A 26,199-nucleotide genomic window follows, 5' to 3' on the forward strand; every position below is an offset into this window, starting at 1 on the left:
CGGGCCATGCTGCAATTTTGCCACCCGCGAACCAGCCTTCAACCCGGTTTTGTTAGCGGCTCTAAGTGGTGGCGTCTCAGTTCGTCATCCCGGTGCAGGCCGGGATGACGGGAGAGATCACGCCAGTCCGATCAGTACCAGCAGCAGGTCGATCAGCTTGATCCCCACGAACGGCACCACGATGCCGCCCAGGCCGTAGACCAGCAGGTTGCGGCGTAGCAGTGCGCCCGCGCCCAGCGCGCGGTACTTCACGCCCTTCAGCGCCAGCGGGATGAGGAATACGATGATCAGCGCGTTGAAGATCACCGCCGACAGGATCGCGCTCTGCGGCGTGGCGAGCTTCATCACGTTCAGCGCGTTGAGCGCGGGATAGGTGGTGGCGAACGCCGCCGGGATGATGGCGAAGTACTTGGCCACGTCGTTGGCGATGGAAAAGGTGGTCAGCGCGCCGCGCGTGATCAGCATCTGCTTGCCGATCTCCACCACCTCGATCAGCTTGGTCGGGTTGGAATCCAGGTCGACCATGTTGCCGGCCTCCTTGGCCGCCTGCGTGCCGGTGTTCATCGCCACCGCCACGTCGGCCTGGGCCAGCGCGGGCGCGTCGTTGGTGCCGTCGCCGCACATCGCCACCAGGCGGTTCTCGGCCTGGATCCTGCGGATCAGCTTGAGCTTGGCCTCCGGCGTCGCCTCGGCGAGGAAGTCGTCCACGCCCGCCTCGGCGGCGATGGCCGCCGCGGTGAGCGGGTTGTCGCCGGTGACCATCACGGTCTTGATGCCCATGCGGCGCATCTCGGCGAAACGCTCGCGGATGCCGCCCTTGACGATGTCCTTCAATTCGATCACGCCCAGCGCGGAGACGCTTTCGGTGACGATCAGCGGCGTGGCGCCACGCCGCGCGATGTCCTCGGCCATGTGTTTCACCAGCGGCGGCAGGTGGCTGCCGTTGGATTCCAGGTAGCGTTCCACCGCGTCCAGCGCACCCTTGCGGATACGGCGCTCGCCAATGTCCACGCCACTCATGCGGGTCTGCGCGGTGAACGGCACAAACTCGGCGTAACCTTCTTCCAGCTGGCGCTCGCGCAGGCCGAAACGCTCCTTGGCCAGTACCACCACGCTGCGGCCTTCCGGCGTCTCGTCGGCCAGCGAGGCCAGCTGCGCGGCGTCGGCGAGGCGGCCTTCCTCCACGCCGGGCGCGGGCAGGAAGGCCACCGCCTGGCGATTGCCCAGGGTGATGGTGCCGGTCTTGTCCAGCAGCAGCACGTCCACGTCGCCCGCCGCCTCCACCGCGCGGCCGGAGGTGGCGATCACGTTGGCGCGGATCATGCGATCCATGCCGGCGATGCCGATGGCCGACAGCAGCGCGCCGATGGTGGTGGGGATCAGGCACACCAGCAGCGCCACCAGCACGGTGAGGGTGATCGGATGGCCGGCGCCGGTCGCCTGCACGCTGTAGATCGAGTACGGCAGCAGGGTGGCGCAGGCGAGCAGGAAGATCAGGGTGAACTTGGCCAGTAGAATGGTCAGCGCGATCTCGTTGGGCGTCTTGCGCCGCGCGGCGCCTTCCACCATCGCGATCATGCGGTCCAGGAAGCTCTCGCCCGGATGGCTGGTGATGCGCACCACCAGCCAATCGGACAACATGCGGGTGCCGCCGGTGACCGCGCTGCGGTCGCCGCCCGACTCGCGGATCACCGGCGCGGACTCGCCGGTGATGGCGCTCTCGTCCACGCTGGCCGCGCCGGCCACCACCTCGCCGTCGCCCGGCAGGGTATCGCCCGCCTCCACCAGCACGTGATGGCCCACGCGCAGTTCCGACGACGGCGTGAAGGTGATCGCGGCATCGCGATGCGGGCTGGCCAGCTTCTTGGCCACCACGTCCTTGCGGGTGCCGCGCAGCGCGGCCGCCTGGGCCTTGCCGCGGCCTTCCGCCAGCGCCTCGGCGAAGTTGGCGAACAGCAGGGTGAACCACAGCCAGAGGCTGACCCAGAAGATGAAGCCGGTGGGCGCCTCGCCGTGCCCGGCCAGCGCCTGCACCCACAGCAAGGTGGTCAGCACGCTGCACACGAACACCACGAACATCACCGGATTGCGGAACTGCCGGCGCGGCGACAGCTTGCCGAACGCATCGGCCATCGCCTTGAGGACCAGCGCGCGGTCGAAACCGCGCGCCGCATGGACAGGGGTATGCATACTCGTCATGGATCGGCGTCCTATCAGCGGACCGACATCAGGAATTCGGCGATCGGCCCCAGCGCCAGCGCCGGCAGGAAGGTCAGCGCGCCGACCACGATCACCACGCAGGCCAGCAAGGTGACGAACAAGGGCGTATGGGTGGGCAGCGTGCCCGCCGAGGGCGGCACGTGGCGCTTGGCGGCCAGCGAGCCGGCCATGGCCAGCATGGCGATCGCCAGCAGGAAGCGCGAGAAGTACATGCACACGCCCAGCAGCACGTTCCAGAACGGCGTGTTCGCCGAGAGCCCGCCGAAGGCGCTGCCGTTGTTGTTGGAGGCGGACGAGACGGCGTAGAGGATCTCGCTGAAACCATGCGCGCCCGGGTTGCCCACGGCGGCGGCGCCGGCCGGCGTCATCACCGCGATGGCCGTGCAGGTCACCACCAGCGCGCACGGCACCAGCACGGCCAGGCTGGCCATCTTCATCTCGTGCGCCTCGATCTTCTTGCCGAGGTACTCGGGCGTGCGGCCCACCATCAGGCCGGCGATGAATACCGCCACCACCGCGAAGGCGAGCATGCCGTACAGGCCCGAGCCGACGCCGCCGAAGATCACCTCGCCCAGCTGCATCAGCCACATCGGCACCAGGCCGCCCAGTGGCGTCATCGAATCGTGCATGCCGTTCACCGCGCCGCAGGAGGCAGCGGTGGTGATGGTGGCGAACAGGCCGCTGGCGGCGATGCCGAAGCGCGTTTCCTTGCCTTCCATGTTGCCGCCGGCCTGCAGCGCGGACGCCTGCTGGTCCACGGCCAGCCCGTGCAGCGCCGGGTTGCCGGCCTGCTCGGCGGCGATGGCGCCGACCGCGAGCGGAACGAAGATCAGCAGCATCGTGGCGAGGATCGCCCAGCCTTGGCGGCGGTCCCCCACCATGCGGCCGAACGTGACGCAAAGTCCCCCGGGAATCAGGAAAATCGCCAGCATCTCGATGAAATTGCTGAATGGCGTCGGGTTCTCGTACGGGTGCGCCGAATTGGCGTTGAAGAAGCCGCCACCGTTGGTGCCCAGCTGCTTGATCGCGACCTGCGACGCGGCCGGCCCCATCGGCAGGGTCTGCGTGGCCACCGGCGTTTCCCGGGTCACGCCCTTGCCCAATGCATCCGTCACCGTTTCCACCGCCATCGTGTGCTGCACCAGCGGCACGTCCACGTACGGCTTGAAGTTCTGCACCACGCCCTGCGAGGCCAGCAGCAGCGCGATCACCAGCGAGAACGGCAACAAGACGTAGAGCGTGCTGCGCGTCATGTCGACCCAGAAGTTGCCGATGCTGTCGGCGCTGCGGCGCGTGAAGCCGCGCACCACCGCCAGCAGCACGGCGATGCCGGTGGCCGCGGAGAGGAAGTTCTGCACCGCCAGGCCCGCCATCTGGGTCAGGTAGCTCATGGTGCTTTCGCCGCCATAGGCCTGCCAGTTGGTGTTGGAGATGAAGCTGATGGCGGTGTTCATCGCCAGGTCCGGCGCCAGCGCGCCGAAGTGCTGCGGATTGAGCGGCAGCCACTGCTGCACGCGCTCGAGCAGGTACACCGCCAGCAGGCCCGCCAGGTTGAACACCAGCATGGCGACGGCATAGCGGCGCCAGCCCATCGGTTGATCGGCATCGATACCCGCGAGACGGTAGAGCACGCGCTCCACCCGGCCGCCGGCACGCAGCAGCCCGTTCGGCGTGTCGGCGAAGGCCAGCGCCATGTAGCCGCCGACCGGCTTGACCAGCGCCAGCAGCACGGCCAGGAAGAGCACGACCTGGAGGATGTCGAAGGTAGTCATTCGAACCACTCCGGCTTGAGCAGGGCCACGCACAGGTAGCCCGTCAGGGCCACCGCGATGACGGCGGCCACGGCATAGATGACGTTCATGGGTTGAACTCCCGCAGGGAAAACGCAAACCGGGGCAAGGCCGCCGGCGCGGCGACGGTCAGGGGCGCCGGCCCAGCCGGTCGCAGATCAGCAGGAAGCCGATCGATGCCGCGAACAGCACCAGTGAAAACAGGAGATAGACGACGTCCATGGGGAACCGGCTCACCGTGTTATGCAACGGTGCGCATTGTCGGAACCGGCGCATAAGAAAGGGGTAGCGAAACCGCTACCCCGCGTATAAACCCCGTAAAATTTTGTCGCCCGCCCTGGAGGAGCGCACCCCGTGCGCGACCGCAGAGCCACGTCGTTGCCGCCAGGCAGGCTTGTCGCGCAAAGGGTGCGCTCCCACAAAAAAGCTCTCAGAGCCTGTTCAACATCTCGGTGTTATCCCAGCGTCCTCCCCCCACTGCACGCAGGGGGAAGAGTCAAAACATGCGCGCTCTGGCCCTCTCCCCTGCTCGTCCCGAGAAGGGACTCCCTACGGTCGCAGGGGAGGGTTGGGGAGGGGGTACTCTGTGGCCACACCGAGATGTTGAACAGGCTCTCAGGCCGCGGTCGAAATCGCGATGTCTTCCGCCAGCGGCAACCGATTAAGCGGGAAGCCCGCCGCATCCCACGCATCCAGGCCGCCCAGCAGCGGGCGCACGCGCTTGTAGCCCAGCGCCATCAGCGCCTTGGCTACCAGCGCCGCCGAGGCCTCGTTGGGGCAGTTGCAATAGATCACCAGCTCCGCGTCGAGCGGCACCTCCCTGGCGATGCGGTCCACGCTGTTGACGTCGGCCAGCAGCGCGCCGGGAATCACCCGCGTATCGACCGTGCGCGCCGCTTCCGAACGCACGTCGACGATGGCCAGGGTGCGGCCGCCCTGCGTCATGGCCTGGTTGAGCTCGTCCACCGTGATGCGTGCCATGCGCAGGGTGCGCAGCAGGCGATGGCGCTGCCACCACTTGGCGATGATGTAGAGCGCCAGCAGGCAGCCCAGCGACATCAGCGCCACGCTGCCCGCATTGGCCAGCGTATCGAGCACATGGTCGATTTGGCTGGCGAAGGCATAGCCCAGGCTCACCGCCACGCCCGCCCACAACAGCGAGCCGGCGCCGTCGAACAGCGCGAACGTCGTCGCCCGCAGGCCCATCGCCCCCACCAGGGGCGGCGCCACGGTGGACAGGCCCGGCACAAACTTGGCCAGCAGCAGCATGCCGCCGCGCCAGCGTTGGAAGCGCAGCTCGGACTGCTTCACGCAGGAATCGGGCGAGAGCGAGATGCGGCAGAGGGTGCGCATCACCCCGCCGCCGAAATGGCGGCCGGCCGCGTACCAGGCGAAGTCGGCCAGCAGGCAGGCCAGCACCGCCACGACGAGCACGCCGGCCAGCGGCAGCCGGTCGGCCGCCGCCAGGGCGCCGGCCACGACCATGGTCGGCACCGCCGGCACGGGCGCGCCGGCCTGCTCGACCAGCACGTTCAGGAAAACCAGCAACAGGCCGTACTGCGCGATCAGTTCGATGATGTGGTGCGCCATGGGAACCTCGGCCGGCGAAGCCAGGCAGGCCACAGATCATTGGGGCGGGCGGCCCCGAATGCAATCGATTTCGGAGCCGCCCGCCGGGCCCGTCAGTAGCCCACCACCTCGCCGTCCTTGCGCATCTCGGTGGCGCCCCAGTACACGTGCTGCCGGGGATCGAACAGGATGGCCTCGTAGCCGCCGAAGTTGCCGGTGCCCGGCACGACCTTGTAGCCGCGGCGCACCAGTTCCTCCTTCACCTTGGGGTCGAAGCCCGATTCCATCTCGACCGTGCCGATGCCCTGCGACGGCTCGCCGGTCGGCTCGGCGTTGCCGAAGTGGCGCCAGCGCGCGGCGTCACCGGCGTCCTGCACGTTCATGCCGAAGTCGATGATGTTGGTGAGCACCTGGATGTGGGCCTGGGGCTGCATGTCGCCGCCCATCACGCCGAAGGCCAGGAACGGTTCGCCGTCCTTCATCGCGAAGCCCGGGATGATGGTGTGGAACGGCCGCTTGCCCGGCGCGTAGACGTTCGCCGCCTTCGGGTCGAGCGAATACAGCTCGCCGCGGTCCTGGAACATGAAGCCCAGCCCGTCGGCCACCAGGCCCGAGCCCATGCCGCGGTAGTTGGACTGGATGATGGAGACCATCATGCCGTCCTTGTCGGCGGTGGTGAAATACGTGGTGTCGCCATCGAACAGCCGTGGGTCGCCCGGGCCGATGGCCGGGTTGGCATGGTCGAGGTGAATGTCCTTGCGGCGCTGCTCGGCGTAGCCCTCGGAGATCAGCCCCTTCATCGGCACGTGCACGAAGCGCGGGTCGGCATAGTACTTGGCCAGGTCCTCATAGGCCAGCCGCTTGGCTTCCAGCATCGCGGTGATGGCGTCGGCGCTGCCCACGCCCATCTTGCGCAGGTCGAAGCCCTTGAGGATCTGCAGCATTTCCAGCGCCGCGAAGCCCTGCCCGTTGGGCGGCAGCTCGTAGATGTCGTAGCCGCGGTAGTTGACCGACTGCGGGGTCACCCATTCACCGTGGTAGCCGGCGAAATCCTCGTAGCGCAGGTCGCCGCCGATGCGCTTGAAATAGGCGTCCATGGTGTGCGCGATGGCGCCCTTGTAGAACGCATCGCGGCCGCCCTCGGCGATCAGGGTCAGCGTGCGGGCCAGGTCCGGGTTGCGGAACACCTCGCCCTCGGCGGGTGTATGGCCGTCGATCAGGTAGGTGTGGCGCGCGTTGTCCAGTTCCTCGATCAGGCCGTGATGGCGCTCGAACGCGGCGAAGTTGCCCTTCCAGTACTTGGCCACCAGTTGGGTGATCGGGAATCCGTCCTTGGCATAGGCGATGGCGGGCGCCAGGTCGTCGGCGATGGGCAGCTTGCCGAACTTCTCGTGCAGCGCGAACCAGGCGTCCACCGTGCCCGGCACCGTGACCGGCAGCGAACCCAGGGCCGGGATGTAGTTCTCCGCAGGCATCCCGGCCTTGGCGTAGGCGGCCTTCACCTCCGCCCGCATCTTCGCCAGGTCGCGACCCTTGGCCGACGGGCCCGAGCCGTTGTAGCCGTAGAGCTGGTGCGTCTTGGGGTCCCACACGATGACGAAGCAGTCACCGCCGATGCCGTTGAGCACCGGCTCCATCAGGCCCAGCGCCGCGTTGGCGGCGATGGCGGCGTCCACCGCGCTGCCACCCTTCTTCAAGATGTCCACCGCCACCTGCGAGGCCAGCGGCTGTTCGGTGGCGGCCATGCCGTGCTGCGCGATCACAGGCGATCGCGAGGCCCAGGCCTGGCCGGAATAGCGGTCGCCGCGGCCGATGTCATCGGCGGCGGCGTGGCCAGCGAGCGCGCTGGCGAGCGCGGCCGCCAGCGCGAGGCGGCAGCAGCGCGTAAAGCGAATGGGGATCATGGAAACACTCTCTTTCAGGGTCGGTAGGTAGCGCGGCCCCCTCGACGGCCGCCCCGCGATGGACAGCGGCAGGCTGTCCCAACCACCCTGATACACCCATCGGGAACCGTCACGCCAGCGTCATCGCCAGCATGCGCTCGCGCATGGAAGTGCCGATGGCACGTCAGGCGCCCCGCGCGGCTCCCGCCACGGCATCGGCATCCATGGAGGCGTCCCCGGCGATGCGCCGCCGGCCGGCCAGCACCAGCGGCAGCCATACCAGCGTCAGCGCCGCCGCGCACAGGAACACGCCCTCGGTGCCCAGCCGCCCCAGCGCGATGCCGCCCACCGCCCCGCCCACGAAGGCGCCCAGGAACTGGCTGGTGGAATAGGCGCCCATGGCCGCGCCGCGCAGGCTGGCGGGCGCCAGCCGCGATACCAGGCTGGGCAGTGCCGCCTCCAGCAGGTTGAAGGCGGAGAAGAACACCGCCGCGGTCACACCCAGCAGCGCCAGATGGTCGCCCGACAGGCCGAAGCCCAGCAGCCCCAGCCCGGTCGCCACCACGCAGATCGCCACGATGCGCAGGCTCTGCGCCACCTCGCGCATGCGGTGCAGGCAGGCGCCCATCACGAAGGCGGCGATCACCATCACCGGCAGGTACAGTTCCCAATGCCGGTTCACCGGCAGGTGCAGCCGGTCGGCCAGCAGCAGCGGCAATCCCACGAAGCTCGCCGTGAGCAGCATGTGCAGGAAGAACACCGAGCCGTTGAGCACCAGCATGCGCCCGTCGCGCAGCATGGCCAGCACGCTGCCCAGCGCGGCCGCGGCCGGCGCCTTCCGCCGCGCCGGCGCCGGCACGATCAGCCACAGCAGCATTAGCGCGGCCAGGGCCAGGATCGAGGTGGCGGCGAACAGGCCGGACAAGCCGTCGATGGCTTCCAGCGGCGGCCCCAGGATCAACGCCAGCAGGAAGGCCACGCCGATGGAGACGCCGATGATGCCCATCACCTTGCCCCGGTTCTCCTCGCTGGTGAGGTCGGCGGCCAGGGCCGTGCCCGCGCCGGCGACCGCGCCCATGCCCTGCAGCGCACGGCCGACCACGATGCCCAGCAGGCTGTGCGAGCACGCCGCCACCAGGCCGCCCGCCGCGAACACCAGCAGGCCCAGGGTGATGGCCGGCTTGCGCCCGATACGGTCGGACAACAGGCCCAGCGGGATCTGCAGCAGCACCTGCCCCAGCCCGTACACGCCCAGCGCCAGCCCGATCAGCAGCGGGGTCGCGTCCGGCATGTGCTGCGCGTAGAGCGAGAACACCGGCATGATCAGGAACAAGCCGAACAGCCGCAGGCTGATCACGCAGGCGAGCGTCAAGGCGCTGCGCCGCTCGAGCGAGGAGAGTTTGCTCACGGGAGGGATCTATAGGCTCGGACTGGCCCGATTATACGTTTCACCCCACAAAACCAACCGTGGTGCCATGTCGCGGCGGATTCTTGCGCCCATCTCTCTCTATAATCCCCCGATACGCCGCCCCGATGCCCCCATGACCACGACCCACGCCGACACCCGCCGCACCGCCGACTTCGCCGCCGTCAAGCAGCTCGCCGCCGGTGACATGCAGCGCGTCGACGCCCTGATCCGGGCGCGGCTGTCCTCCAACGTGGTGCTGATCAACCAGATCGCCGATCACATCATCGCCGGCGGCGGCAAGCGCCTGCGCCCGATGCTGCACGTGCTGGCGGCGAACGCGGCCGGCTACCGCGGCGAGCACCACATCAAGCTGGCGGCGGTGATCGAGTTCATCCACACCTCCACCCTGCTGCACGACGACGTGGTGGACGAGTCGGACCTGCGCCGCGGCCGCAAGACCGCCAACGCGCTGTGGGGCAACGCCGCCAGCGTGCTGGTGGGCGATTTCCTCTACTCGCGCTCGTTCCAGATGATGGTCGAGGTGGACGACATGCGCATCATGCGCATCCTGGCCGACACCACCAACACCATCGCCGAGGGCGAGGTGCTGCAGCTGCTCAACATCGGCAACGCCGACGTGGACGAGGCCGCCTACCTGGCGGTGATCGAGCGCAAGACCGCCGTGCTGTTCGCCGCCGCCACCGAGCTGGGCGGCCTGCTCGGCGGCCTGCCTGCCGAGCACGTCGCCGCGCTGCGCCGCTACGGCATGGAGCTGGGCTACGCCTTCCAGATCGCCGACGACCTGCTGGACTACGTCAGCGATGCCGGCACCCTGGGCAAGAACATCGGCGACGACCTCGCCGAGGGCAAGCCGACCCTGCCACTGATCTATGCGCTGCAGAAGGTGGGCGAGGAACAGCGCCTGTCGCTGCGCCACGCCATCGAGCATGGCGGACTGGATTCGCTGGACCATATCGTCACCGCCATCCGCGACTCCGGCGCGCTGGAACGCACCCACGAGCGCGCCGTGCGCCACGCCAGCGCCGCCCGCGACGCCCTGCGCGTGCTGGCGGATTCGCCTTGGCGCGAGGCGATGGAGACGCTGGCGGATTATTCAGTGCAAAGGACGTTTTGAGAGCGGGGGTGGGAGATGGTTACCTCAGGTGGCAGGTTTTTGCGTCCCCGCCACCCAGCCCCCAGCCTCCTCACGGCGTCCCGCTGAACGCCCCGCGCAACCAATCCCGCATCAACCGATAGCTGCGCTGCGCCGCGCGCTCGTCATACGCGCAGCCCGGCGAGTGCTGATCGGTCTCGGTGAAGCAATGCACCGCGTTGCCCAGCACCACGAACTGCCAGTCGGCCTTGCTGCCACGCATCTCGTCCATGAACTTGTCGGCGTCGGGCATGGTGCCCTTGTCGTCGGCGCCGTTCATCACCAGCACGCGCGCCTTGATCTGCCGGGCCAGGGTGGGGTCGTCGGTCTGCAGGGCGCCGTGGAAGGACACCACCGCCGCCACGTCCGCGCCGCTGCGGGCCAGGTCGAGCACCGCCGAGCCGCCGAAGCAGAAGCCGATCGCGGCCAGCCTGGCGAGGTCGATCGGCGCGTCCTTGGCCTGCGCCTTGAGCTGTTCCAGGGCCAGGTCGACGCGCTTGCGCATCAGCGCGCGGTCGCCGTACAGCGGCTTCACCGCCGCCATCGCCTGCTGGTCGCTGGCGGGGCGCACCGTGGCGCCGTACATGTCGGTGACCAGGATCACGTAGTCCTTGCCGGCGATGCCCTCGGCCTTCTTCACGGCCAGGTCGTTGACGCCGTACCAGTTGGGCACCATCACCAGGCCGGGACGCTTGGCGGCGACGGCATCGTCGTAGACCAGCACGCTGTGGAAGGTGGTGCCGTCCTGGGTCCATTCCACCGGCTTGTGCACCATCTTGGCCTGCGCGGCGAAGGCCGCACCGGAAAACAGCAGCGCACAGCAAAGTCGGGCGATACGCATGAGCTTCACTCCTTCGGGATGGCGGGGATGAAACGCTTCACCGGCCGGCCGCATGCGCGGCCAGACGATGCTTGATCGGTGCCAGGCGGTCCAGCAGGCGCACGCCCAGGCCGCGTGCGGCGACCAGCGGCGCGGCGCGCCAGCCATAGATGCGCGCCAGCGCATCGAAGCCGAGCGCGTCCAGCGTGTCGGCGCTGCGCCGGCGGCGCGTATAGCGACGCAGCACGTGCGGCGCGGCGATATCCTGCCCCGCCGCGCGCGCGGCCAGCAGCACGTCGCGCAATTCGGCCACGTCGCGCAGGCCCAGGTTGACGCCCTGCCCGGCCAGCGGATGCACCGCGTGCGCGGCATCGCCAAGCAGGACGAGACGCTCGGCCTGGTAATTCGCCGCCAGTTGCAGGCGCAGCGGGAACGCGGCGCGGCGCGTGGCGCCGATGATGCGGCCCAGGCGGAAGTCGCTGGCCACGCCCAACTCGTCCAGGAAAGTCCGGTCATCCAAGGCCATCACCCGTTGCGCCTCGTGCTCGGGCAACGACCACACGATGGAGCTGCGCCCGTCGGCCAGCGGCAGCAGGGCCAGCGGGCCGGTGTCCAGGAAACGCTGCCAGGCGGTGCCTTCGTGCGGGCGCTCGGTGGCGACATGGGCCACCACGCCGCGCTGCGCGTAGTCGCGGCCCCGCGTGCCGATGCCGGCCAGGGTGCGCAGCGGCGAGTCGGCGCCATCGGCAGCCACCAGCAGGCGCGAGGAAAGCGTGTCGGCCTCCGCGCCGGACAGGGCCAGTTGCACGCGGTCTTCCTGCACCTCGTAGCCCTGGACCTGCGCCGGGCATATGCGGCGCACACCGGAAGCCTCCAGCGCCTGCCACAGGCGCCACTGCACCAGGCTGTTCTCCACGATGTGGCCGAGCAGGTCGCGACCTTCGTCCGCCGCGTCGAAATCGATCGCCGCACCGCTCGCGGCATCCCAGACATGCATGCGCGCGTAGGGGCCCGAGCGGGCATCGCGTATGGACGTCCATACGTCCAGCATGTCCAGCAAGGCGATCGACGAGGGCGCCAGGCCGACCACGCGCAGGTCCAGCTCGTCGTCCGGCGACCACGCCGCCGGTTCGCGCGCCTCGACCAGCGCCGTGGCGAACCCCGCACGCGCCAGCGCCAGCGCCGTGGCGGCGCCGACCATGCCGCCGCCGACCACCGCCACGTCCAGCGCAGGTCCGCGGCGGCGCACCGGCTCACCGCGCAAGGTCGTTACCGCGCTCATGGCAGGCGCTCCAGCACGGCGCGCGGCGGTGCGGCGCGGAAACCCATGCCGCGCCGCGCCAGCCATTGCTGCAGTGGCGGCACGCGGTCGAACGCCAGCATCGCCAGCGAGCGCAGCGGCGCCAACAGGGGCTGCGGCAGGCAAGCTAGTTGGATCAGCCCATGGCTCATCGCCATCGTCCCTTCGCGATCGGCGGCACGGCGCTGCGCGTAGTCCGCCAGCAGTTCCTCCGCGCCCGGGTCCGTGGCATCGGCGACCAGCTCGGCCAGGGTGAGCGCATCGCGCAAGCCTAGGTTGAAGCCTTGCGCGCCGATGGGATGGATGGTCTGCGCCGCATTGCCCACCAGCACCGCGCGCGCGGCCACCAGCTCGCGCGCGGCCACGCGCTGGATGGCATACGGATGCCGCCGCCCAGGCCGGCTGAGCCGTCCCAGGCGCCAGCCGAAGCGTTGCTGCGCAAGTTCGACGAAGGCCTCGTCGTCCATCGCCGCCACCGCCTCGGCCTGGCCGGCGGACACCGTCAGCACCAGTCCGCAACGGCGCCCGGCCAACGGCAGCAACGCCACCGGACCTTCGTCCGCGAAGCGTTCGTAGGCCCGTCCGGCATGGTCGCGTTCCGGCGTCACCGTGCAGACGAACAATGTCTGTCCGTAATCATGGCGCTCGACGCCGATGCCCAGCCGCTCGCGTACGAACGAACCGGTGCCGTCCGCGCCCACCAGCAAGGGCGTGCTGATCTCAACCGGCCCCTCGTGCGCCTGGATGCGTACGCGCCAGCCGTCCGCTTCCGCCTCCAGCGTCTCCACGCGGGCCGGTGCCAGCCGGCGCAACCGCGTGCATTGGTCGAGCCGGCGCAGCAGGGCCGCGCCCAGTTCGCGCGCGGGCAGGGTCCAGCCCAGGGCATCGACCCCATGCCTGGCGGCATCCAGCCGCACGCTGCCGAACTCGCCGGCACGCGTGACGTGGATATGGCGGATCGGCGTGGCCTGCGCCGAGGCGTGCGCCCATACGCCGATCGCCCCGAGTCCGTTCACGGTGGCGCGGGCCAGGGCCAGGTTGCGCTCGTCGTAGCTGGGCTGCTCGCCGATGCGCGGCGCGGCGGCCTCGACCATCACTGCGTCGATGCCCGCCGCATCCAGGGCGATCGCCAGGCTGGCGCCGACCAGGCCGCCGCCGACGATGAGCACCGGCCGCCGGGAGGTCGCGCCGGAGGGATAGGATGGAGTCGTCATGGGCCGGCATGATACGCGCTGCGGCGGCCAGGCCCTATCCAGTTGCGATAGACTGGCGGTCTGCCCTTGGCGCAACACTCTGGAGCAATTCATGGCTACGACGCAAAACCAGCGGCTCGGCATCTTCCTGGCCCTCGCCCTGGTCATGGCCGCCACCCGCGTGCACCTTTCGCTGTTCCATCACGACGTGTGGGACGCCTCGTGGGGCATCTTCTTCCTGGCCGGCTTCTGGCTGCGCGGCTCGGCGCGCTGGGCCTTCCCCCTGCTGATGGTCGAGGCGGTGCTGGTGGACTACGTAGTCATCAACAGCCAGGGCATCGATTTCTGGAACCACTACTGCGTGTCGGCGGCCTACTGGTTCCTGGTGCCCGCGTATTTCGCGCTGTGGGCGGCCGGCAGCTGGCTGGCGGACCGCCGTCCGGGCCTGAACCTGCGCGGCCTCGGCCAGGCCGCCGTGGCATTTCTGGCCGGCTGGGCCGCCTGCTACGTGCTCACCAACGGCAGCTTCTACTGGCTGAGCCATAGTGTGCCGCAGCCGCGCAGCGTGGGCGCGTGGCTGGCCAACCTCGGCGACTGGTACCTGTTCTTCCTCGAGGCCACCGCGCTGTACGTCGCGCTCGGCCTGGTGGTGCACGCCTTCGCCGTGCAGCTGTCGCGCACGCTCGGCCACGCTGGCGGCCATTCCAAGCTGTCGCGCTGAGGCGGCGCGTGGGCAACCGCCTTTCGAAGATCTACACCCGCACCGGCGACGACGGCAGCACCGGCCTGGGCGATGGCTCGCGCGTCGCCAAGGATTCGCCGCGGGTCGGCGCCTATGGCACGGTGGACGAGCTCAACAGCACCATCGGCATGGTGCTGGCCGCCGATGGCGTGCCCGACGACGTGCGCGAAACACTGACCCAGGTGCAGCACGACCTGTTCGACCTGGGCGGCGAGCTGTGCATTCCCGGCATGGCCATGGTGGATGATGGCGACATCGAGCGGCTGGAACAGGTGCTCGACGGCTTCAACGATCCGCTGCCTCCGCTGAAGGATTTCATCCTGCCCGGCGGCGGCATGGCCGCCTCGTGCTGCCATCTCGCCCGCACCGTCTGCCGCCGCGCCGAGCGCGAGGTGATCGCGCTCGGCCGCGTGGAAGAGGTGCGCCCGCAGGCGCAGCGCTACCTCAACCGCCTTTCCGACCTGCTGTTCGTGATTTCCCGCGTGCTGGCCCGCGCCAGCGGCCACGGCGAGGTGCTGTGGCAGCACGAGCGCCGCCGCAAGCCCAAGGACTGAGAGCCGAGCATGCTGCGGCTCTACACCCACGCCCATTGCCTGCAGCACGATCCGGGCCCGGACCAGCCCGAATCGCCCGCGCGCCTGCGCGCCGTGCTGCAGGCGCTGGACCAGGACCGCTTCGCCGCGCTGGACCGCATCGAGGCGCCCCGCGCCACCCGCGAGCAACTGCTGCGCGTGCATACGCCGCAGCACGTCGATCGCATCCTGGGTACCGTTCCCCCCAGCGGCACCGTGCGCCTGGACGAGGACACCCTGATGTCCCCCGGTTCCGCCGAGGCCGCCCTGCGCGCGGCCGGCGCGATGGTGGCGGCGGTCGATGCCGTGCTGGACCGGGGCGGCAAGGCGTTCTGCGCCGTGCGCCCGCCCGGCCACCACGCCACGCCCGACCGCGCCATGGGCTTCTGCCTGTTCAACAACGTGGCGGTCGGCGCCGCCCATGCCATCGCCGCGCACGGCCTCAAGCGCGTGGCCATCGCCGACTTCGACGTGCACCACGGCAACGGCACCCAGGACATCTTCGCCAGCGAATCCCGCGTGCTGTTCGTCTCCAGCCACCAGATGCCGCTGTATCCGGACACCGGCCGGGAAGACGAGCGCGGCGTGGGCAATATCGTCAACGCGCCGCTCTCGCCGGGCGACGGTTCCTACGCATTCCGCGAACTGTGGGACGGCGCGCTGCTGCCGCGCCTGCATGCCTTCAAGCCACAGCTGGTGCTGGTCTCGGCCGGCTTCGACGCACACCGCAACGATCCCCTGGCGGACCTGCGCCTGGGCAGCGAGGACTACGCCTGGATCACCGGCCGCCTGCGCGACCTGGCCGACGCCCACGCCAACGGCCGCCTGGTCTCCACCCTCGAAGGGGGCTACAACCTGCTGGCCCTGGCCACCAGCGTGGCGGCCCACGTCACCGAGCTGCTGGAAGCCTGACGACCGACCCGGCTCAGCCGGGCAGGAAATCCAGCGCCACCGAGTTGATGCAGTAGCGCAGGCCGGTCGGCTTGGGACCATCCGGAAAGACGTGCCCCAGGTGGGAGTCGCAGGCGGCGCAGCGTACTTCCGTGCGGCGCATGCCATGGCTGTCGTCCTGGTGCAGGGTCACGGCCGCGCGCATCAGGGGCTGGAAGAAGCTCGGCCAGCCGGAGCCGGAGTCGTACTTGCTTTCCGAGGCGAACAGCCGGGCCCGGCATGCCGCGCACAGGTAGGTGCCGGCCGCCTTGTGCCGGTACCACTTGCCGCTGAACGGCGGCTCGGTGGCCGAGCAGCGGCAGACGGCGTACTGCTCCGGGGTCAGGCGGGCACGCCATTCGGCATCGGTCTTGTCGATCTTCTGCTCACTCATGCTGAATCCTCGTCCCGGTTCTGGTCGCTGGATGGGCCGTCCAACTGCCGTCCATGGGGGCTTTCTGCTAGCTTTACGAGCCTCCCAGCCGACAGACTGCCATCGTGACGCCCAAGCTGACTCCGCGCCACCTGCCTCCGCGCCGCCTGCTGGCGGTTGCCGCCGCCCTCGCCCTGTTCGGCGGAACGGTCGAGGCCCAGACGGTACCGGATCAGTCCATGCCCACCACGCCCGCCAGCACGGGATCGTCCGCCGACACCACCTCGCCGACCACCGTCGCGCCGCCAAGCAACGCGCGCCCGCCGGAGGTGCCCAATTGCCCGCTCGGCTCGTTCCGCTGCCCGCCCCGGCCGCTCAACTATTCGATGTGCCGGCCGAATGCGATGCTGTCGTTCTACGACCCGACGCTGAGCAAGGACAGTTCGGTCCGCGACATCTCCAACACCTACGTGTGGGCGCAGCGCGTGGACAGCTCCAACCAGAGCGTCTATCACCTGGAAGGCGACGTGAAGATGCAGCGCGCCGACCAGCGCATGCAGTCGGACGTGGCCGACTACAACGACGACACCACCGACTACGACGCACGCGGCGGCGTGCACTATCAGGAAGTGGGACAGCTGGTGTCGGCCGACCACATGCGCGGCAACCAGGATGCCAGCACCGGCATCGCCGACAACGTCGCCTACCAGATGCTGACCAACCGCGGCAACGGCGTGGCCGTGCAGGGACAGATGCTGGACGACCAGCGCAGCCGCTACCTGCAGGCCACCTATTCCACCTGCGACGTGGGCAACCACGTGTGGGAGATCCACGCCAAGGACATCCGCACGGACAAGGAAACCGGCGAAGGCGTGGCCAAGGACGCCACCATGTACCTGTACGGGGTGCCGTTCTTCTGGCTGCCCAGCTTCACCTTCCCGATCAACGACGAGCGCAAGAGCGGCTTCCTGACCCCGACGATCGGCAACTCCAGCCGTTCCGGCTTCATGGTCAGCGCGCCGTACTACCTCAACCTGGCGCCCAACTACGACGCCACGCTGGACCCGCGCATCTACACCGACCGCGGCGTGATGCTGGCCAGCGAATTCCGCTACCTGGTGCCGGGCAGCATCGGCCAGCTGAATTTCGAGTTCCTGCCGAACGACCATGGCCCCAGCGATCCCGACGGCCTCGCCAACACCAAGGGCGACGATCGTTGGCTGCTGAAGTACAACGACGTCACGCACCTGTACGGGCCGTGGTCGCTGAACGTGTCGATCAACCGCGCCTCGGACAGCAGCTACCTGCGCGACTTCGGCAACGACCTGTACACCGCCACCATCGGCACGCTTAGTTCCAGCGCCTACATCAATGGCGGCGGCACCTGGGGCAAGGCCTACTGGAGCGCCTCGTTCGGCGCCGACGCCTACCAGAACGTCGATCCCGGCCTGCCCGACACGGTGGCGCAGTACAAGCGCTGGCCGCGCGCGACCTTCAACGTCGACTACCCGATCAACCGTTGGCTGGAAGTGGGCGCCAACACCGAGGCCGTGGCCTTCCGCAAGGAAGACTCGGTGGAAGGCAACCGCCTGGACGTGTATCCCTACCTGCAGGCGGACTTCCAGGGCACCGCCTGGTTCGTGCGCCCCCGTGTGGCCTACCGCTACACGGCCTACGACCTTACCGGCAACTACCAGCAGTATGGTTTCTACGGCCTGCTGGGGCAGGGCCAGACCTCGCCCTTCAACAGCGGCTCGCCCAGCCGCTCGCTGCCCGTCGTCAGCGTCGACAGCGGCCTGATCTTCGACCGCAGCACCTCGCTGTTCGGCACCTCCTACACCCAGACGCTGGAGCCGCGGCTGTATTACCTGTACGTGCCATACCGCAACCAGGACAACATCCCGCTGTTCGACACCAACCTGATGTCGTTCGACACCTGGCAGCTGTTCACCACGAACATGTACTCGGGCGCGGACCGCCAGATGAACGCCAACAACCTCAGCGCCATGCTGACCAGCCGGCTGCTGGACGACAACGGCGTGGAACGGCTGTCGGCCAGCTTCGGCCAGATCCGCTACTTCACCCAGCAGCGGGTGCAGGTGCCCAACAGCAACACCACGGTGCCCGTACCGACCGACTGGTCCGGTTCGGACTACGCCATCGACCTCACCAGCCAGCTCAGCGACGACTGGCGGCTGATGTCCCAGTACCAGTGGAACCCGAACACCCGTCTCACCGACCTGGGCTCCATCACCCTGCAGAAGCGCATCAAGACCGACGGCATCATCAACTTTTCCTACCGCTACCGCCGCTATCCCGGCAGCACCACGCCGATGCTGGAACAATACGACGCTTCCATTGTCTATCCGATCTCGGACCGCTGGCGCCTGCTCGGCCACTGGACCTACTCGACGCTGGACAAGAAGACCATCGAGGCCCTGGCCGGCGTCGAGTACGACAGCTGCTGCATCGCGCTGCGCCTGGTCGGCCGGCACTACGTGAATACCTACAACTACACCACCCAGCTGGGCTCGGCCAACACCGCGATCATGCTGGAGGTCGAGTTCAAGGGCATGGGCCAGTTCACCGGTCAGTCGGAAAACGCCCTGCGCAATGGTATTCTTGGTTATCAATAACTTCCCTGTCGCCTCCGGCGACTGAAGGCCCTGGACTAGATGAAGCAGCCTCTCGCGTTGTTCCTGCTCGCGGTCGCCACCGCGACCGCCCTGCCCGCCCATGCCCAGCTGTTGCCGCAGGCCCAGCAGGGCAACCAGTCGCTCGACCGCATCGTGGCCGTGGTGGACGAGGGCGTGATCCTGCAGAGCGAACTGGACGAGGCCGTGCGCTCGGTGCAGCAGCAGTACGCCAGCAATCCCGGGCAGTTGCCCCCCATGGACGTGCTGCGTCGCCAGGTGCTGGAGCGCCTGATCCTGATGAAACTGCAGGTGCAGCGCGCCGACGACCAGGGCATCCGCGTCTCCGACGCCGACATCGACCAGGCCGTCAACGCCGTGGCCCAGCAGAACCGGATGACCCCCGAACAGCTGCGCGCGGCCGTGGAGCAGGACGGATCCAGCTTCGCCGCGTTCCGCCGCCAGCTCGGCGACCAGCTGATCGCCCAGCGCCTGCACGACAGCGTGGTGCGCGACCAGGTGAACATCACCGACAGCGAAATCAACAACATGCTGGCCAGCCCCACCTACAAGGCGGGCGAGGTCCACCTGGCGCACATCCAGGTCAGCCTGCCGACCGGCGCCAGCGCCGCGGACATCAAGGCGGCCCAGGACAAGGCCACCCAGGCCATCGACGCCGTCAAGGGCGGCATGGACTTCCACGCCGCGGCCATCCGCTATTCCGACGCCCAGGATGCCCTGGACGGCGGCGACCTGGGCTGGCGCCGCATGGACGAGATTCCGCCGGCCTTCGCCGACGCCGTGGCCACCATGAAGCCCGGCGACGTGACCCCGGCCCTGCGCGGCCCCACCGGCTTCCACATCCTCAAGCTGATCGAGCAGCGCGCGCCCAGCCGCCAGGTCGTGCAGGAATTCCACGCCCGCCAGATCCTGATCAAGCCCAGCGAGCTGCTGACGCCGGAGCAGGCCCGCCAGAAGGCCGAGGACCTGTACAACCGCATCGTCAACAAGCACGAGGACTTCGCCACGCTGGCGAAGGAGAATTCCAAGGACGACACCACCGCCAACAATGGCGGCGACATGGGCTGGTTCATGCAGAACGACTGGGGCAGCACCATCGCCCAGCACCTGGTCGAACTGAAGGACGACCAGATCTCGCAGCCGTTCCAGAGCGAGGCTGGCTGGCACATCCTCGAACGCCTTGGCACCCGCCAGAGCGACCGCACCGACGAGATGGAACGCAACCAGGCACGCCAGGCCATCGGTAACCGCAAGGCCGACCAGGCCTACGACGACTACCTGCGCGAAATGCGCTCCAGCGCCTACGTGAACATCCTGGTCCCCGAGCTGCGCGATCCCAACGAGCAGCAGAACGCCAAGTCCTCCTGAGGCCGGGTTGAACGCCACTGCCCTGCCCCGGCTGGCCGTCACCGCAGGCGAGCCGGCGGGGATCGGGCCCGAATTGCTGATCCGATTGGCCGCCACGCCGCTGGCGGCCAATCTCATTGCGCTCACCGACCGTGGCCTGCTGGAACGCGCCGCCGCGCGCTGCGGCGAGGCCGTCGAGCTGATCGACGACGATGGCGCCCCGGTCGCCGAACGCCGCCCGGGCCAGCTGAGGGTCCGCCCCATCGCACTGGGCACGCCGGAAGTGCCCGGCCGTCCCGATCCCCGTAACGCCCGGCACGTGCTGGCCACCCTGGCCGAGGCCGCCGACGGCTGCCTGGCGGGCCGCTATGCGGCGGTGGTCACCGCCCCGCTGCAGAAGGCCTCGATCAACGAGGCGGGCATACGCTTCAGCGGCCACACCGAGTTCTTCGCCGAACGCACCCGGGCCGACGTGGTGATGATGCTGGCCAGCCCCGAACTGCGGGTGGCGCTGGCCACCACCCACCTGCCGCTGTCCGCCGTTCCCGCCGCCATCACCCGCGAGGGCCTGGAACGGGTGCTGCGCATCGTCCACCTCGAGCTGAAGGCCAAGTTCGGCCTGACCGGGCCACGCATCGCCGTGCTGGGACTCAACCCGCATGCCGGCGAGGGCGGCCATTTGGGCCACGAGGAAATCGATACCCTCATCCCGTTGCTCGACGCCCTGCGCGCCGAGGGCATGGCACTGATCGGCCCGCTGCCGGCCGACACGGCCTTCGTGCCAGCCCAGCGCGCGCGCTACGACGCCGTGCTGGCGATGTACCACGACCAGGCCCTGCCGGTGCTCAAGAGCGAGGCCTTCGACCGCACGGTCAACCTCACCCTGGGCCTGCCCTTCATCCGCACCTCGGTGGACCATGGCACGGCGCTGGACCTTGCCGGTACCGGCAAGGGCGATCCGTCGAGTCTGATCGCGGCGACGAGGATGGCGCTGGACCTGGTGGCGAGGCGCCGGAGCGCCTCCCTGGCGGCCGCTCGTATCCCCACGGCCGGCCATGACGCATGATCGTCGCGCCCCCGCTACTCCTCTCCCATCGCCAGCCATGAATGCCCGTCCCAAGAAAAGTTTTGGCCAGCACTTCCTGCACGAGAAGCGCTACATCGACCGCATCGTCAGCGCCATCTCCCCGCGCCCGGAAGATGTGGTGGTGGAGATCGGCCCGGGCGAAGGCGCGCTGACCCTGCCCCTGCTGGCCGCCGCGGGCAGGCTCACCGCCATCGAGCTGGATACCGACCTCATTCCGGGCCTGCAGGAGCGCGCGGCCAGCGCCGGCGAACTGGACATCATCCATTCGGACGTGCTGAAGGTGGACTTCACCGCCCTGGCGCACCGCCTGGGCGTGGCTCGGCTGCGCATCGCCGGCAACCTGCCCTACTACATCTCCAGTCCCATCCTGTTCCATTGCGTGGCGCACGCGCACGCCATCCAGGACATGCACTTCATGCTGCAGAAGGAAGTAGTGGACCGCATGGCGGCCGAGCCCGGCAGCAAAGTGTATGGACGGCTATCGGTGATGCTGCAGCTGGCCTGCCGGGTGGAATCGCTGTTCGTGGTGCCGCCGGGCGCGTTCCGGCCGCCGCCGAAAGTGGATTCGGCGGTAGTGCGGCTGGTGCCGCTGCCACCCGCGCAACTGCCCGACGCCGACCCGGCGCGCATCCACGCGATCGTGAAGGCCGCGTTCGCGCAGCGTCGCAAGACGCTGGGCAATGCCTTGAAGAATGTCATGGACGCCGGCGCCATCCTCGCCGCGGACGTGGACCCCAAGGCGCGCGCCGAAACGCTCTCGCCGCAGGACTACGTGCGGCTGGCCCGCATCGCCGCGGAGTGACGGCGCAAGCGGCCGGCCCCGATTCAGCGCGCCGCCCGCAAGCTTGCCCCATGCGGCACGACAACCCGTACAATCGCGGCATGAACGACAGATCTTCCTACACGATCGACGTGCAGGTCGAACCCCGCTTTGTCCCCGACCAATCCCGTCCCGGCGACAACCGCTATGTTTTCGCCTACACCATCACGCTGCACAACGCGGGCGACATGCCCGCGCGCCTGCTCACCCGTCACTGGATCATCACCGACGCCAATGGCAAGGTAGAGGAAGTGCAGGGTGAAGGCGTGGTCGGCGAGCAGCCGTGGATCCGTCCCGGCGACCACTACGAATACACCTCGGGCGCCGTGCTGGAAACCGCGGTGGGCGTGATGCAAGGGAGCTACCAGATGCTGGCCGACGACGGCACGCGCTTCGAGGCGCCGATTCCGCCCTTCACCCTGTCCATCCCGCGTACGCTGCACTGATGGCCATCTACGCAATCGGCGATGTGCAGGGCTGCCATCCCGAGCTCCAACGCCTGCTCGACAAGCTCCGCTTCGATCCCGCCAGCGACCGCCTGTGGTTCTGCGGCGACCTGGTCAACCGCGGCGGCCAGTCGCTGGCCACGCTGCGCCTGATCCACAGCCTGCGCGAGCATTCGGTGGTGACGCTGGGCAACCACGACCTCAGCCTGCTGGCCATCGCGCAGCGCAGGCCCGAGGCGCAGTCCAAGGTCAATCCCGAGCTGCGCGAGGTGCTGTTCGCCGACGATGCGCCGGTGCTGCTGGAATGGCTGCGCTCGCAGCGCCTGTTGCACCACGACGAGCAACTGAACTGGACCATGGTGCATGCCGGCCTGGCCCCGTCGTGGACGCTGCGCCAGGCCCAGCGCTCGGCGCAGGAGATCGAGCGGGAGCTGGGCAGTCCACGCCACCCGCGCCTGCTGAAGAACCTGTTCGGCAACCGACCCGCCGCCTGGAACAGCCGCCTGCAAGGCATCGAGCGCATGCGCGCCTCGATCAACACGCTGACCCGCATGCGCTATTGCGACATCCACGGCCGCATCGACTTCGAGAGCAAGGGCATCCCGGGCACGCAGAAACCGGGCATGTATCCCTGGTTCGAGGTCCCGGGCATGCGCCGGCGCGACACCCGCATCGTATGCGGCCATTGGTCGGCCCTGGGCCGCTTCGCAGGCATGGGCATCTACGCGATCGACACCGGTTGCGTGTGGGGCGGCCAGCTCACCGCGATGCGCCTGGACAGCGAGGAGCCGCAATACATCACCGTGAATGCCGAACCCTACCGCACCCGCCCGCCCGGCGGCGGCGACTGAGTCCCCCTCTTCTCGTAGACACCTTGCAGGAGCGCACCCTGTGCGCGACTGCGGCAGGATTAGGGGTTAGAGGCGAGTAGTCAGGGCGCCAAGTCAGACGGCCAGAGGCCAGTTTGCATGCCACGACGAACTTCCGGGCCTGCGCCCTCACTACTCATCCCTATCCCCTCCGTTCCGCCACACAGTCGCGCACAGGATGCTCTCCCACAGAAAAAGAAGAGACAAAAAGAAACCCCGCCTCGGCGGGGTTTCTTTTTCGAGATCAGTTCAGCTGACCGTGGCAGTGCTTGTACTTCTTGCCCGAGCCGCAAGGACAAGGATCGTTGCGGCCCACGCGCGGCCCTTCGTTCGGGCTCGGCAGCGGCGGCGCGGCCAGGCTGCCGGCGGCCACCGCTTCCGCGTCCGCCCCCAGCGCCGCCAGCGGGGCACCGCCGCCGCTGGCCAGCATCTGGCGCTGCAGGCGCTCGGCCAGGCGCTGCTGCTCGGCCTCCATCGCGGCCACTTCCTCCTCGCTGCGGATGCGCACGCGCGCAAGCATCTGCACCACTTCGACCTTGATGCGGTCGAGCATGCTGGAGAACAGCTCGAACGACTCGCGCTTGAACTCCTGCTTGGGCTGCTTCTGCGCATAGCCGCGCAGGTAGATGCCTTGGCGCAGGTAATCCATGCTCGCCAGGTGCTCCTTCCAGGCGTTGTCCAGCACGCTGAGCATGATGTGCTTTTCGAGCTGGCGCATGGTCTCGGGACCGATCTGCTGTTCCTTGGCCTTGAACAGCTGCTCCACCGCCTCGCGCACGTGGTCGAGGATCATCTTGTCGTCGATCTCGTGCTGCTGCTCGACCCATGACTTCACGTCGAGCGCCAGTCCGAATTCGCTTTCCAGCTCGCGGTCGAGCCCAGCCAGGTCCCACTGCTCGTCCACGCTGTCGGCCGGTACGTAGCGGCGCACCAGGCCGGTGACCACGTCATCGCGGATGTCGGCGATGGTCTCGGAGACGTCGTCCACTTCCAGCAACTCGTCGCGCTGGCTGTAGATCACCTTGCGCTGGTCGTTGGCGACGTCGTCGAACTCCAGCAAATGCTTGCGGATGTCGAAGTTGTGCTGCTCGACCTTGCGCTGCGCCTTTTCGATCTGGCGGCTGACCATGCGGTCCTCCAGCGCGTCGTCTTCCTTCATGCCGAACATGCGCATCCACCGGCCAACCCAGTCACCGGCGAAGATGCGCAGCAGGTTGTCCTCCAGCGACAGATAGAAGCGCGAGGAACCCGGATCGCCCTGGCGGCCGGAACGTCCGCGCAGCTGGTTGTCGATGCGCCGCGACTCGTGGCGTTCGGTGCCCACGATGTGCAGGCCACCGGCGGCCAGCACCTGCTCGTGGCGCTTCTTCCACTCTTCCTTGGCCTTGGCGCGGTCGGCCTCGGTGGCGTTCTCCGGCAGCGCGGCCAGCGCTGCCTCCAGGCTGCCGCCGAGCACGATGTCGGTGCCGCGGCCGGCCATGTTGGTGGCGATGGTCACCGAGCCCGGCGCGCCGGCCTGGGCCACGATGTGCGCCTCGCGCTCGTGCTGCTTGGCGTTGAGCACCTCGTGCGGGATCTTCTCCTTGCGCAGCAGGCCCGACAGCAGCTCGGACACCTCGATCGAGGTGGTGCCCACCAGCACCGGCTGGCCGCGCTTGTGGCAGTCCTTGATGTCCTCGATCACCGCGCGGTACTTGGCCTGCTGGGCGAGGAACACCATGTCCGGGTTGTCCTTGCGGATCATCGGCTTGTGGGTGGGGATCACCACCACCTCCAGGCCATAGATCTGCTGGAACTCGTAGGCCTCCGTGTCCGCCGTGCCGGTCATGCCGGCCAGCTTCTTGTACATGCGGAACAGGTTCTGGAAGGTGATCGTGGCCAGCGTCTGGTTCTCGCGCTGGATCGGCACGCCTTCCTTCGCCTCCACCGCCTGGTGCAGGCCGTCCGACCAGCGGCGGCCCGGCAGCGTGCGGCCGGTGAACTCGTCCACGATCACCACTTCGCCGTCGCGCACGATGTAGTCCACGTCGCGATGGTAGATGGCATTGGCACGCAGCGCCGCGTTGAGGTGGTGCACCACCGCCAGGTTGGTGGAGTCGTACAGGCCGCTGTCGGCGGCAATCACGCCGGCCTCGCGCAGCAACTCGTCGGCGTGCGACATGCCCTCCTCGGACAGGTGCACCTGCTTCTGCTTCTCGTCGACCCAGTAGTCGCCCGGGCCGTCTTCCTTCTCCTGGCGGATCATCCTCGGCACGATCTTGTTCACCGCGATGTACAGCTGCGGCGAATCCTCGGCCGGGCCGGAAATGATCAGCGGGGTCCGGGCCTCGTCGATCAGGATCGAATCCACCTCGTCGACGATGGCGTAGTTGAGGCCGCGCTGGTAGCGCTGGTCCTTGGACAAGGCCATGTTGTCGCGCAGGTAGTCGAAGCCGAATTCGTTGTTGGTGCCGTAGGTGATGTCGGCGGCGTAGGCGGCATGCTTGTCCGCATGGTCCATGCCCGGCCACACCACGCCCGTGGTCAGGCCGAGGAAACCGTACAGCCGGCCCATCTGGCCGGCGTCGCGACGGGCCAGATAGTCGTTCACGGTGACCACGTGCACGCCCTTGCCTTCCAGGGCATTGAGGTACACCGGCAGGGTCGCCACCAGGGTCTTGCCTTCGCCGGTGCGCATCTCGGCGATGCGGCCGGAATGCAGCACCATGCCGCCGATCATCTGCACGTCGTAATGACGCATGCCCAGCACGCGCTTGGCCGCCTCGCGCACGGTGGCGAAGGCTTCCGGCAGCAGCTTGTCGAGCGACTCGCCCGCGGCGACGCGTTGCTTGAACTCGTCGGTCTTGGCGCGCAGCGCCTCGTCGCTGAGCTTTTCGAACTCCGGTTCCAACGCATTGATGCGCGCGACAGTCTTGGAGAGCTGACGCAGCACGCGTTCGTTGCGGCTACCGAAAAGGCTCGTCAGGGCACGATTGAGCATCGATCTTCCGGATCTGGGGATTCATGAGCCGCCCGCCCGGCAA

21 protein-coding genes are annotated in these 26,199 nt (G+C 68.5%); 10 read left to right on the forward strand and 11 right to left on the reverse strand.

Annotated features, from left to right (window positions below; genetic code table 11):
* Positions 1 to 117: 117 nt before the first annotated feature.
* The 6 genes from kdpB to MJ605_RS16505 form a co-directional block, all read right to left on the reverse strand.
* Complete coding sequence (kdpB, locus tag MJ605_RS16480) at positions 118 to 2,199, reverse strand: potassium-transporting ATPase subunit KdpB (protein WP_243042560.1); 2,082 nt, start codon at positions 2,197 to 2,199, stop codon at positions 118 to 120.
* 14 nt (positions 2,200 to 2,213) lie between these two features.
* On the reverse strand, positions 2,214 to 3,992 hold the full coding sequence (gene kdpA / locus MJ605_RS16485; protein ID WP_243042561.1) for a potassium-transporting ATPase subunit KdpA: 1,779 nt from the start codon (positions 3,990 to 3,992) through the stop codon (positions 2,214 to 2,216).
* Complete coding sequence (gene kdpF / locus MJ605_RS16490; RefSeq protein ID WP_114238801.1) at positions 3,989 to 4,081, reverse strand: K(+)-transporting ATPase subunit F; 93 nt, start codon at positions 4,079 to 4,081, stop codon at positions 3,989 to 3,991. The genes kdpA and kdpF overlap by 4 nt, the downstream gene beginning before the upstream one ends.
* Positions 4,082 to 4,625: 544 nt before the next feature.
* Positions 4,626 to 5,600 carry a DedA family protein/thiosulfate sulfurtransferase GlpE gene (locus tag MJ605_RS16495; protein ID WP_243042562.1) on the reverse strand — a complete coding sequence of 325 codons (975 nt, stop codon included), beginning with the start codon at positions 5,598 to 5,600 and terminating at the stop codon, positions 4,626 to 4,628.
* Positions 5,601 to 5,692: 92 nt separating this feature from the next.
* Complete coding sequence (ggt, locus tag MJ605_RS16500; RefSeq protein ID WP_243042563.1) at positions 5,693 to 7,483, reverse strand: gamma-glutamyltransferase; 1,791 nt, start codon at positions 7,481 to 7,483, stop codon at positions 5,693 to 5,695.
* A gap of 163 nt (positions 7,484 to 7,646) precedes the next feature.
* Entirely contained in the window at positions 7,647 to 8,870 is a 1,224-nt protein-coding gene (locus MJ605_RS16505) for an MFS transporter (protein WP_243042564.1), read from the reverse strand.
* A gap of 133 nt (positions 8,871 to 9,003) precedes the next feature.
* On the opposite strand from MJ605_RS16505, the gene MJ605_RS16510 reads away from it, so the two are divergent.
* Complete coding sequence (locus tag MJ605_RS16510) at positions 9,004 to 10,005, forward strand: polyprenyl synthetase family protein (protein ID WP_243042565.1); 1,002 nt, start codon at positions 9,004 to 9,006, stop codon at positions 10,003 to 10,005.
* A gap of 70 nt (positions 10,006 to 10,075) precedes the next feature.
* Here the strand turns inward: MJ605_RS16510 and MJ605_RS16515 are convergent, their stop codons facing one another.
* From MJ605_RS16515 to ubiH, 3 genes are read right to left on the reverse strand one after another with little or no spacing between them, the layout of a single operon-like run.
* Complete coding sequence (locus MJ605_RS16515) at positions 10,076 to 10,864, reverse strand: dienelactone hydrolase family protein (protein WP_243042566.1); 789 nt, start codon at positions 10,862 to 10,864, stop codon at positions 10,076 to 10,078.
* 37 nt (positions 10,865 to 10,901) lie between these two features.
* Positions 10,902 to 12,125, reverse strand: a complete 1,224-nt coding sequence (locus MJ605_RS16520; protein WP_243042568.1) for a UbiH/UbiF/VisC/COQ6 family ubiquinone biosynthesis hydroxylase — start codon at positions 12,123 to 12,125, stop codon at positions 10,902 to 10,904.
* Positions 12,122 to 13,357 (reverse strand): 2-octaprenyl-6-methoxyphenyl hydroxylase, encoded by a 1,236-nt coding sequence (gene ubiH, locus MJ605_RS16525; RefSeq protein ID WP_243042569.1) that lies wholly within the window; start codon positions 13,355 to 13,357, stop codon positions 12,122 to 12,124. The genes MJ605_RS16520 and ubiH overlap by 4 nt, the downstream gene beginning before the upstream one ends.
* A 91-nt stretch (positions 13,358 to 13,448) precedes the next feature.
* Here ubiH and MJ605_RS16530 point away from each other — a divergent pair, with 91 nt between their 5' ends.
* Genes MJ605_RS16530 through MJ605_RS16540 form a run of 3 tightly spaced genes read left to right on the forward strand, consistent with a single transcriptional unit; the run spans position 13,449 to position 15,562 of the window.
* A complete protein-coding gene (locus tag MJ605_RS16530) occupies positions 13,449 to 14,057 on the forward strand; it encodes a hypothetical protein (RefSeq protein WP_243042570.1) in 609 nt (202 codons plus the stop codon).
* 8 nt (positions 14,058 to 14,065) lie between these two features.
* The gene (locus MJ605_RS16535) at positions 14,066 to 14,632 is read left to right on the forward strand and encodes a cob(I)yrinic acid a,c-diamide adenosyltransferase (protein WP_243042571.1); all 567 of its coding nucleotides are present in this window, start codon (positions 14,066 to 14,068) and stop codon (positions 14,630 to 14,632) included.
* A 12-nt stretch (positions 14,633 to 14,644) separates the two neighbouring features.
* Entirely contained in the window at positions 14,645 to 15,562 is a 918-nt protein-coding gene (locus MJ605_RS16540; protein ID WP_243042775.1) for a histone deacetylase family protein, read from the forward strand.
* 13 nt (positions 15,563 to 15,575) lie between these two features.
* Here MJ605_RS16540 and msrB read toward each other — a convergent pair whose 3' ends face one another.
* Complete coding sequence (gene msrB / locus MJ605_RS16545; RefSeq protein ID WP_243042572.1) at positions 15,576 to 15,974, reverse strand: peptide-methionine (R)-S-oxide reductase MsrB; 399 nt, start codon at positions 15,972 to 15,974, stop codon at positions 15,576 to 15,578.
* Positions 15,975 to 16,078: 104 nt separating this feature from the next.
* Between msrB and MJ605_RS16550 the strand changes: the two genes are divergently transcribed.
* From MJ605_RS16550 to MJ605_RS16575, 6 genes are all read left to right on the forward strand, one after another.
* Complete coding sequence (locus tag MJ605_RS16550) at positions 16,079 to 18,589, forward strand: LPS-assembly protein LptD (protein ID WP_243042573.1); 2,511 nt, start codon at positions 16,079 to 16,081, stop codon at positions 18,587 to 18,589.
* A 39-nt stretch (positions 18,590 to 18,628) separates the two neighbouring features.
* Positions 18,629 to 19,975 (forward strand): peptidylprolyl isomerase, encoded by a 1,347-nt coding sequence (locus MJ605_RS16555; protein ID WP_243042574.1) that lies wholly within the window; start codon positions 18,629 to 18,631, stop codon positions 19,973 to 19,975.
* A 7-nt stretch (positions 19,976 to 19,982) separates the two neighbouring features.
* Positions 19,983 to 21,020 carry a 4-hydroxythreonine-4-phosphate dehydrogenase PdxA gene (gene pdxA / locus MJ605_RS16560; protein ID WP_243042575.1) on the forward strand — a complete coding sequence of 346 codons (1,038 nt, stop codon included), beginning with the start codon at positions 19,983 to 19,985 and terminating at the stop codon, positions 21,018 to 21,020.
* A gap of 37 nt (positions 21,021 to 21,057) precedes the next feature.
* Positions 21,058 to 21,843 carry a 16S rRNA (adenine(1518)-N(6)/adenine(1519)-N(6))-dimethyltransferase RsmA gene (gene rsmA, locus MJ605_RS16565; protein ID WP_243042577.1) on the forward strand — a complete coding sequence of 262 codons (786 nt, stop codon included), beginning with the start codon at positions 21,058 to 21,060 and terminating at the stop codon, positions 21,841 to 21,843.
* Positions 21,844 to 21,923: 80 nt separating this feature from the next.
* Positions 21,924 to 22,307, forward strand: coding sequence for a Co2+/Mg2+ efflux protein ApaG (apaG, locus tag MJ605_RS16570; protein WP_243042578.1), 384 nt, complete (start codon positions 21,924 to 21,926; stop codon positions 22,305 to 22,307).
* Entirely contained in the window at positions 22,307 to 23,158 is an 852-nt protein-coding gene (locus tag MJ605_RS16575; RefSeq protein ID WP_243042579.1) for a symmetrical bis(5'-nucleosyl)-tetraphosphatase, read from the forward strand. The genes apaG and MJ605_RS16575 overlap by 1 nt, the downstream gene beginning before the upstream one ends.
* A 262-nt stretch (positions 23,159 to 23,420) precedes the next feature.
* Here MJ605_RS16575 and secA read toward each other — a convergent pair whose 3' ends face one another.
* Positions 23,421 to 26,156 carry a preprotein translocase subunit SecA gene (gene secA / locus MJ605_RS16580; RefSeq protein ID WP_243042580.1) on the reverse strand — a complete coding sequence of 912 codons (2,736 nt, stop codon included), beginning with the start codon at positions 26,154 to 26,156 and terminating at the stop codon, positions 23,421 to 23,423.
* Between the last annotated feature and the right edge of the window lie 43 nt (positions 26,157 to 26,199).

This window comes from Dyella sedimenti (assembly GCF_022760995.1).
Classification (GTDB): Bacteria; Pseudomonadota; Gammaproteobacteria; order Xanthomonadales; family Rhodanobacteraceae; genus Dyella; species Dyella sedimenti.